The sequence below is a fragment of the Adlercreutzia shanghongiae genome (assembly GCF_035830635.1).
Taxonomy (GTDB): domain Bacteria; phylum Actinomycetota; class Coriobacteriia; order Coriobacteriales; family Eggerthellaceae; genus Adlercreutzia; species Adlercreutzia shanghongiae.
Genome location: NZ_JAYMFI010000021.1, coordinates 21,111 through 28,892 on the forward strand (window position 1 = coordinate 21,111; position 7,782 = coordinate 28,892).

Annotated in this window: 5 protein-coding genes; 1 reads left to right on the forward strand and 4 read right to left on the reverse strand. The window is 65.7% G+C overall.

Annotation, left to right across the window (positions count from 1 at the left end; genetic code table 11):
- Positions 1-106 precede the first annotated feature (106 nt).
- The 4 genes from VJ923_RS09700 to VJ923_RS09715 all read right to left on the reverse strand — a co-directional run bounded on the left by VJ923_RS09700 (position 107) and on the right by VJ923_RS09715 (position 6,440).
- Entirely contained in the window at positions 107-2,437 is a 2,331-nt protein-coding gene (locus tag VJ923_RS09700; protein ID WP_326440952.1) for a glucosaminidase domain-containing protein, read from the reverse strand.
- A 300-nt stretch (positions 2,438-2,737) separates the two neighbouring features.
- Positions 2,738-3,325 carry a C40 family peptidase gene (locus VJ923_RS09705; RefSeq protein ID WP_326440954.1) on the reverse strand — a complete coding sequence of 196 codons (588 nt, stop codon included), beginning with the start codon at positions 3,323-3,325 and terminating at the stop codon, positions 2,738-2,740.
- Between the two features lie 247 nt (positions 3,326-3,572).
- The gene (gene ligA / locus VJ923_RS09710; RefSeq protein WP_326440956.1) at positions 3,573-5,705 is read right to left on the reverse strand and encodes an NAD-dependent DNA ligase LigA; all 2,133 of its coding nucleotides are present in this window, start codon (positions 5,703-5,705) and stop codon (positions 3,573-3,575) included.
- A gap of 198 nt (positions 5,706-5,903) precedes the next feature.
- Complete coding sequence (locus VJ923_RS09715; protein WP_326440958.1) at positions 5,904-6,440, reverse strand: HdeD family acid-resistance protein; 537 nt, start codon at positions 6,438-6,440, stop codon at positions 5,904-5,906.
- Between the two features lie 178 nt (positions 6,441-6,618).
- Here VJ923_RS09715 and VJ923_RS09720 point away from each other — a divergent pair, with 178 nt between their 5' ends.
- Positions 6,619-7,563 carry an NAD(P)H-hydrate dehydratase gene (locus VJ923_RS09720; RefSeq protein WP_326440960.1) on the forward strand — a complete coding sequence of 315 codons (945 nt, stop codon included), beginning with the start codon at positions 6,619-6,621 and terminating at the stop codon, positions 7,561-7,563.
- The last annotated feature ends 219 nt before the right edge of the window (positions 7,564-7,782 follow it).

Below are 7,782 nucleotides of genomic sequence, written 5' to 3' on the forward strand. Positions count from 1 at the left end.
GCGCGAGCCTCCGTGCCAACGGGACGCAAAGATACGTCACGATAAAGGCAAGGAGGCCCAGCACCACAAAATGTCGCAGCGTTACTCCCACGTAGCGGTTGGCGGATTAGAACTCGAGGCCGCGCAGCCATTCGGTGAGCTCGGCCAGGGTCTCGTCGGTGACGCCCAGGCGCTGCTCACGCTCCTGCAAATACTTCTCGCGCTCAACGAACTGCGCCAGCTGCTCGTCGGAAAACTCGGTCATGTCAATCCCGCGCACATCCACCACGCGCTTGGCGAAGTCGGGAAGCTTGGCGTTCATGGCCGTGATCTTCACCACGTCGCCGGTGTGCGGCGCCTCCACGTAGTAGCCATCGCCCAGATACATCGCCACATGGTGCACATCCCCGCCGTCGGCGAAGAACAGCAGGTCGCCCGGAAGCAGCTCCTCGAAGGGCACTTCCACGCCCACGTCGCACTGGTAGTAGGTGGTGCGGGGCAGCTCGATGTTGAACACCTCGCGGTAGCAGTACTGCACCAGACCCGAGCAGTCGAAGCCGGCCGGCGTGGTACCGCCCCACAGATACGGCACGCCCAAGAACGAGTTCGCCATGGCGGTAAGGTCGTTTAAGGTGCGGGCCTCGCGCACGGGCAGCGGCTGGTTGGTCGCGACAAGCTCGTCGAAGCCCTCGAAGCGCTCGGCATCGATGGCGTCGGCGTGCTGCTGCATGGCCGTGTCGCTTGCGGGCATCGCCGGCTTTTCCAAATACACCGGCACGTGGTAGAGCTCCTCGGCGGCGGCCATCTGGTTCTGCCACTCGGCCAACGCCTGCTGGTACTCGCTCGTGCGAGCCAGGTAATCGCGGTACTCGGCCACCAGCGCCTCGTACTCGGTCTTGTCGGTCACCGGATCGAGGTACTTGTCCAAGCCCGTGACCTCGTCCTTCACCGGCAGCACGAAGGTCTCGGTGAGCTCGTAGGTGAGCGGCACGTCGAAGCGGGTGAGGTCGTAGGTCTCGATGAGGTCCTGCAGCTTCTCGGAATAGAAGATGTCCGTGGCGTAGCGGCCCACGAGGAAGTCGCAGGCATCCACGAAGCTGTCGGTGTTCGACTTGCGCGCGCCGGCGTAGAAGTCGCCCATGGAGTTGGACAGCAAATCGGCGTAGTCGGAAAGCGACTCGTCCACATTGGCGTACTGGCGGAAGTCGCTCATGATGGTATAGGTGGCACCGGTGCCGTCGTCCTCGCGAGTGGGCAGCTGTACGGACTTGCCGTGGTAGGTGCCCTTGATGCCGAAGAGGTTGTTGTTCGGCGCCTGGGCCAGGGTGGAGTTGCCAGAAGCGGACTCCAGGATGGCCTGGGCGACCATGACCGACGCGTACAGGTCGTTGTCGGCGGCAATGGTGCGGGCCGACTCGCCCACCAGCGAGATGAACTTCTCGGTAGTGAGGTCCTCGCTGTAGTGGCGCGCCACGTAAGCCGAGTTGTCGATGTGGGTGAAGGAGATGGAAGGCACCGTGACGGCCACCTGCTTGAGCGGCGTCTGCGCCTGGCCCTTGATGGTGGCGGAAATATGCGACTCATCGGTCACGCCGCCGGCATCGCCGGGCTTCTGCACCCCGTCATCCACCGGATTGCTCGTGTCGATGTCGGGACCCTCTGGCTGCGAAGGCTGCTCGGGTTCCTCCGGCTCGACCGGCTCGACCGGCTCGACCGGCTCGACCGGCTCGACCGGTTCAGCAGGGTCGACCGGATCAATCGGATCAACGGGCTCAATGGGCTCAATCGGATCGACCGGCTCTACCGGGTCGACGGGCTCGACCGGATCAGTCGGCTCCACCGGATCCACGGGGTCAACAGGCTCGACGGGGTCAACCGGGTCGACAGGCTCCGTCGGCTCCGTCGGATCGACAACGTCGCTGGAATCCGCCGAATCCCCCGCTCCGCCAGTTGAGTCCACCGCTCCTTGGTCCGAATCATCCGAAGACTCATTCGAGGGACTCTGAATTTCAGGCGCCGGCTCGGGCTCGGGCTCAGGCTCAGGCTCAGGCTCGGGCGCCGGGGCAGGCTCAGGCTCAGGCATCGGTTCAGGCGCGGGGGCCGGCTCGGGCTCAGGCTCAGGCGCCGGAGCAGGCGTCGTCGCAGTGTCTGCAGGCGCTTCGTCATCGGCAGCCAGATTCCACAGCTCATCGCGTTGCTCCGGCGTCAAATTGCCGAACTGCTCCGCATTGGCCGCCATGAAGTCAACGCAGGACTTGTAGAAGACCTTGCCCTCTTTGACCCATTCGAGCGCTTCCTCATAGTTAGCCGGAATATCGTGATCACGGTCATCTTTGATCGTATGGCCATCGGCACCATCGGCATAGCCGGTGGTATAAGTTGCGGCGACGCCGCCCACAGGGGCAACGACCAGTGCCGCAGCAGTAAGAATAGATACTGCCTCCCTCGGTGAAGTCATCGTGCCTCCTCAACGTTTGTCGTTATAGTTTCGCGCATTTGGGTGCGCGGAGCCAGGGCATTTTTGCCTGGAAGGTTGAATTATAACGCGTCGAAGAGGCCTGTCCAGCAGGGCAAATCGCAGGCAGCGCACATGTTGACCAGGAAAATCAGCAGTTCAGCTGGCAAGTACGAAAGCCATTCCGTTGCTGAACTGGCATTTTGTCACAAAACCTGCAAGGAGCGTTCTCAAAGGTTACAGATTGTGTTTTTTGAAAAACCCATGATAGATGGCGCTTTTCGGTGATGAACGGGGTCAGGTTTACTCGATAAGGCGCTTGGCGAAGTCGGGGGTGAAGTAATCGAAGGTGGCGCGCATGACGCGACCGCCGCCGGTGGAGGCGTGCACGTACTCGCCGTCGCCCGCGTAAATGCCCACATGGTAGACGCCCGAGCCGCGCCCCCAGAACAGAAGGTCGCCAGGCACAAGCTCATCGAAGGAGACGCCGACGCCCAGCGCGCTCTGCTCGGCCGCCGTGCGCGGCAGCTCGCGACCCAGCGCATGGGAGAACACCCAACGCGTGAAGCCCGAGCAATCGAAGCCCGAGGGCGTGGTGCCGCCGTAGGAGTACGGCACGCCAAGATGGCTCAGCGCCTCGGAAACCACCGACTCACGCCGCCCCGCAAGCGCCTCGGCCTCGGCTTCAGCCGCCGCCTGCTCGGCCGCCTCATCGGCCACCGACCCCACGTATTCTTTGATTTCCTGAGCGAAATCCTGGGTTTTGGTAAAGGGGCTCTCCACCTCGGAAGCATGAGCCTCGTGATGGGAAAAGGCGATGCACAACGTCGCCAGCATGCCGGCCGCAAGCACCAAACGCGCGGCCTTGATGTGCGTTTTCAACGTATCCATGGACAAGAGCATAAAAGGGGCAAGCAAGGACGCCAACCCCTTTCACAACTCCCCCGCCTTCAGTTCACAGGCGCGTCATTCATGAGAAAACAACTCAGAAACACAGTTGAGCGTAGAGGGACACGGGGTGCTGCTCGCCAAGCGAGTTCCGCAGCGAACGAAGCAGTCCAGTGGACTGTTTCGCCGAGCGAGGACTGTCTGAGCGACTGAGCAGTACCCCGTGGCCCGACCCCGGAAACGCCACAAGTTACACTTCCCGGGGAACCTCTCCGGTTTCCAGCAGGCGCAAAAGCTGCGCCTCGTCCAACACGGGAACCCCGAGCGCGATGGCCTTGTCGTACTTCGAACCGGCGCTCTCCCCCGCCACCAAAAAGCTCGTCTTCTTCGACACCGACCCCGACACCTTGGCCCCCATGGCCTTAAGCCGCGCCCCGGCCTCATCGCGGGTCATGCCCGAATTCACCAGCGTGCCCGTCAGCACGAAGGTGAGCCCCGAAAGCACCTGGGGCACCTCCTCGCCCGGCTCGGCGGCCTCGTCGGCCATGGTCACACCGGCCGCGCGCAAGCGGTCGATGACCGACACATTATCCGGCGTGCGGAAGAAGAGCCACATCCCATGGGCCACCTTCGGCCCCACGCCGTAGATGCTCGCCAGCTCGTCCTCGCCGGCTGCCGCGAGCGCCTCCATAGAGGGAAACGCCGCCGCGATGGCCTCGCCGGTGGTCTTGCCCACATGGCGGATCCCTAAGCCGAACAGCACCCGCGCGAACGAGCGCGACTTCGACGCCTCGATGGCCGCCACGAGCTTTTTCGCCACGGTATGCCCCAGGCGCACCGCCTCGCCGTCGGCCTTCACGCGCCCCATGTCCAGCGACGCCAGCTCCTCTTCGGAAAGCGAGTAGTAGTCGGCCACATCGGCCAGCCGCCCGCTTTCCACCAGACGCGAGACGATCTCCTCCCCCATGCCGTCGATATCCATCGCCCCGCGGCTCGCCCAATGCAGCAGACGCTCCAGCGCCTGGGCCGGGCAATCGATGGAGATGCAGCGGAAGGCCACCTCCCCCTCGTCGCGCACCACGGGACTGCCGCAGCTCGGGCACATCGACGGCATTTCCCACACCCGCGCCTCGGGACTGCGCAGCGACAGCACCGGACCCAGCACCTCGGGGATGACGTCGCCCGCCTTCCGCACGATGACCGTGTCGCCGATGCGCACGTCCTTGCGGTGCACCTCGTCCACATTGTGCAGCGTGGCGCGGGCCACCGTGGAGCCGGCCACCACCACAGGCTCAAGCTCGGCCACGGGCGTGAGCGCGCCGGTGCGGCCCACCTGCACGGTGATGTCGCGCAGAAGCGTCGTCTTCTCCTCGGGCGGAAACTTGAACGCGATGGCCCAGCGCGGCGCGCGGGCGGTAAATCCCATCTCGCGCTGGCGGGAAAACGCGTTCACCTTCACCACCACCCCGTCGATCTCGTAGGGCAGCGTCTCGCGGCGGCGCAGGCACTCCTCGCAAAAGCCGCGCACCTCGGCGGCGGTCTTGCACAGGCGCACATCGGGATTCACGTGGAAGCCCGCCTCGCGCAGCCACTGCAGAAGCTCCCACTGGCCCTCCACCTCTAGGGCGGCGTCATCGGCGATGGCGTACATGAAGGTGGAAAGGTCGCGCATCTTCGTGATGGCCGGGTCCTTCTGGCGCAGCGAGCCGGCGGCGGCGTTGCGCGGGTTCGCAAAGGGCTGACGCCCCTCTTCCTCGGCCGCCGCGTTCAGCGTCTCGAAGCTCTTCTTCGGCATGTACACTTCGCCGCGCAGCTCAAGGGATGCGACGCCCGGCGCGATGGCGGGCCGGGCCGCATCGCGCAGGCGCAGGGGCACGTCGCGCACGGTGCGCATATTCACGGTCACGTCCTCGCCCGTGGTGCCGTCGCCGCGGGTGGCCGCGCGCACGAGCGTGCCGTCCTCGTAGGTAAGCGCGATGGAGCTGCCGTCGATCTTCAGCTCGCAGCACAGAGGCGGAAGCGCCCCTCCGCAGGCCTCGGCCACACGCTCCATCCACGCGTCCAGCTCGTCGAGGTCCATGGCGTTATCCAGCGAGTACATGCGCTGCTCGTGCGCCACCGGCGCGAACTGCTCGCCCACATAGCCGCCGACGCGCTGGGTGGGCGAGGCGGCCGTCACGAGCTCCGGGTGCGCCGCCTCGATCTCGCGCAGCTCGCGCATGAGCGAGTCGAAGGCCGCGTCCGATATCGTGGGCGCATCCAGGGCGTAGTACTGGTAGCTGTGGTGCTCGATTTCGCGTCGGAGCGCCTCGGCCCGCGCCGCCGGATCGCTTGTTGCGCTCGCCAGTTCCGCTCCGTCGAACAGATTGCCCTGCTCTGCCATGGTTCCTCGCTTTCCGCATGAAGAGGCCCGGACGAATCCGGGCCTCGATTTCGCCGCGCTAATGGTATCACTGGCGCGACGCTTTGAGCGTCAGCTCTCTTGGTTCGGCGCAGGGTTTCGCGCGGGGTTCGCGCAAGCTCGTCGCAGGGTTGCGCGCGGATTTCCGCGCGCGTTCCAAACGCGCCCCGCTCGCCCCGCTTAGTGAGTGTGCGCCACGATGGTCGCCTGGGGAAGCGTCACGCCGTAGACGGCCATCTGCACGCCGCGCGCCATGAGGAAGAAGCCCAAGAACAGCGCGAAGGTGCCCGGCCACATGAAGAACGCGAGGCCGCAGAACAGCGACACGATGCCGGCGAACAGCACCCAGCCCCAACCGGGCAGTACCGCATGGAAGCGAAGCGCCGCCACAATCTCGAAGATGCCGTAGGCCACGACGAAGATGCCCATGACCCAGGGAATCACCGCCGAGGTGGCCACCGGGTGCACGATGAACAGCACGCCCAGCACGATATCGCAGATAGCGTAGGCCAAAGCCCAGCCGGAAAGCGCCTCGGTTTTCCGGAATTTGAAGTAGGCGAACGCATCGACGATGCCCGCGGCCAAGAACATGCAGCCCGCGACGATGGCGATGCTCACCAAGGTGAGTCCCGGCACCATAAGCAGCACGAATCCGATGATGATGAGGGCAATGCCCGCAGCGAACATGCCCCAGTTGCGTCCTACCTTGATGTCCATGTTAATCACGACTCCTTAACCCTGGTGCGTTTCAGCGTCGCCATGTGATACGGTGACATCGAACATTCTAGAAGCGGGAACATGAGGGTTTCGGCCGGGCGCGCGTCTCGTTTCCGACAGGATTGCGCCGCGTTGGCCCCGTGTTTCATGACCGACTTACTCAAGGATTGGAAGTGCCGTGAACGCCGAGAACACCCCTGGTAGGCCCCGCGCCGAGATAACCGCGCCGATGCATCGGGAGACGGTGCGGGTACGCCCCGGCCGCACCAATGCCGAGCTGGCGGCACTTGTGCCCCACCCTGCCGCCGATGCGAACAAATACACGCGCGGGCACCTGTCGCTGGTCGTGGGCTCGGCGGCCTACCCGGGGGCGGCCTGCCTCGCGAGCGCCGCCGGCGAGCGGGCCGGCGCGGGCTACACCGAGGTGTTTTGCGCCGGCAAATCGATGATCACCGTGCGCGGATGGCGTCCGTCGCTGGTGGTGCGCGACTGGCACACGTGGAAGCCGGAGCGCGTTGCCACACCAAGGGCGGACCGCCCTGCCGCCTGCGTCATCGGCTGCGGCTTCGACGCCGAAGAGCGCGCGCTCACATCGCTGCTCATGGAAACCGTGCGCGCCTACCCGGGGCCCTTGCTCATCGACGGCGGCGCCCTCACGCTGCTTGCCAACGCCACGGGCCTGCGCCTGTGCCGTCGGCGTGCTGAGGCGGGCCTGCCCACCGTGCTCACGCCCCACGGCGGCGAGGCGGCGCGGCTCGCCCGTGGCGCCCAGGTGAACGAGACGCTGGAGCCGCCGGCCCTCGCCTGCGCTTTGGCCGACGCCTACCGGGCCGTCGTGGCGCTCAAGGGCCCAACGACGTTCATCGCCTCTTCCGATGACACCGTAGAGGCGATGGACCGCGGCACGGCGGCCCTCGCAAAGGCGGGCACCGGCGATGTGCTCGCCGGCCTCATCGGCTCCCTGCTCGCCCAGGGTATCGCGCCGCGCGACGCCGCCGCGCTCGGTTGCGCCCTGCATGCCGAAGCAGGCCGCGCCGCCGCCGACGCCCTCACCGATATCTGCGTCAGCGCCGAGGACCTCATCACCTACCTCCCCGCCGCCCTCCGCGCCCTCGAGCCCTAGCCCCCTCCCCGAGTCCCACAGTACCCCTGGTCCAGCACCCCTGGTCCAGCGCTCCGGTCCAGCACCCCATTACAGTTTGAAGTGTAGTTAATCCGACTGCTTGAGCAGCCCGCCCGGACAGTCGGATTACGATTGACATATGTCCCGAGGGACTGCCGATCGGGCGCCCGCGGACGGCCTTCTGCCCCTGCCCCTCGAGGGCCCGGGGGGTGTTGCCGA

Excerpts from the sequence above, each read along its gene's own strand:
- VJ923_RS09700 (WP_326440952.1), bottom strand. The coding sequence starts at position 2,437 with ATGACTTCACCGAGGGAGGCAGTATCTATTCTTACTGCTGCGGCACTG.
- VJ923_RS09705 (WP_326440954.1), bottom strand. The coding sequence starts at position 3,325 with ATGGATACGTTGAAAACGCACATCAAGGCCGCGCGTTTGGTGCTTGCG.
- ligA (WP_326440956.1), bottom strand. The coding sequence starts at position 5,705 with ATGGCAGAGCAGGGCAATCTGTTCGACGGAGCGGAACTGGCGAGCGCA.
- VJ923_RS09715 (WP_326440958.1), bottom strand. The coding sequence starts at position 6,440 with ATGGACATCAAGGTAGGACGCAACTGGGGCATGTTCGCTGCGGGCATT.